The sequence below is a fragment of the Actinomadura sp. NBRC 104425 genome (assembly GCF_030269545.1).
Classification (GTDB): domain Bacteria; phylum Actinomycetota; class Actinomycetes; order Streptosporangiales; family Streptosporangiaceae; genus Spirillospora; species Spirillospora keratinilytica.
Genome location: NZ_BSTN01000082.1, coordinates 1 through 1,207 on the forward strand (window position 1 = coordinate 1; position 1,207 = coordinate 1,207).

Annotated in this window: 1 protein-coding gene; it reads right to left on the reverse strand. The window is 66.9% G+C overall.

Going from position 1 to position 1,207, the window contains the following annotated elements; genetic code table 11:
• The coding region (gene dnaK / locus QSK22_RS33195) for a molecular chaperone DnaK (protein ID WP_285498461.1) at positions 1–1,190 on the reverse strand (1,190 nt) is incomplete at its 3' end.
• Positions 1,191–1,207: the final 17 nt, after the last annotated feature.

A 1,207-nucleotide genomic window follows, 5' to 3' on the forward strand; every position in this document is an offset into this window, starting at 1 on the left:
ACCTCCGACCGCTTGGTCGGGATGGTGGTGTTCCGCTCGATGATCTTGGTGAAGATGCCGCCCTTGGTCTCGATCCCCAGGCTCAGCGGCGTGACGTCCAGCAGCAGGACGTCCTTCACCTCGCCCTTGAGCACACCCGCCTGCAGCGATGCGCCCACCGCGACGACCTCGTCGGGGTTGACGCCCTTGTTGGGCTCCTTGCCGCCGGTCAGCTCCTTGACCAGGTCCGTCACCGCCGGCATACGCGTCGAACCGCCCACCAGCACGACGTGGTCGATGTCATTGACGCTGATGCCGGCGTCCTTGATGACCTGGTGGAACGGCTTCTTGGTGCGCTCGAGCAGGTCGGCGGTCATCCGCTGGAACTCCGCCCGCGACAGCTTCTCGTCCAGGTGCAGCGGCCCCTCCGCCGAAGCGGTGATGTAGGGCAGGTTGATCTGCGTCTCCGAGGAGCTGGACAGCTCGATCTTGGCCTTCTCGGCCGCCTCCCGCAGCCGCTGCAGCGCCATCTTGTCCTTGGACAGATCGACGCCGTTGGCGTTCTTGAACCGCTCGACCAGCCACTGGACGATCGCGTTGTCCCAGTCGTCGCCGCCCAGGTGGTTGTCACCGCTGGTGGCCTTGACCTCGACCACCCCGTCGCCGACCTCCAGCAGCGACACGTCGAACGTGCCGCCGCCCAGGTCGAACACCAGGATCGTGGCCTCGTTCTCCTTCTCCAGGTGGTAGGCCAGCGCCGCGGAGGTCGGCTCGTTGATGATGCGCAGCACGTTCAGCCCGGCGATCTGCCCGGCCTCCTTGGTGGCCTGCCGCTGGTGGTCGGAGAAGTAGGCCGGCACGGTGATGACCGCGTCGGTGACGGTCTCGCCCAGGTAGGCCTCGGCGTCCCGCTTGAGCTTCTGCAGCACGAACGCGCTGATCTGCTGCGGGGTGAAGTCCTTGTCGTCGATGCGCTTCTTCCAGTCGGTGCCCATCTCCCGCTTGACCGACCGGATGGTGCGGTCGACGTTGGTCACCGCCTGCCGCTTGGCGACCTCCCCGACCAGCACCTCGCCGTTCTTGGCGAAGGCGACGACGGACGGCGTGGTCCGCGACCCCTCCGCGTTGGCGATGACGGTGGGCTCGCCGCCCTCCAGAATCGCGACGACCGAGTTGGTCGTCCCGAGGTCGATACCGACCGCACGTCCCATGTCTCTCGTCCTCCGTC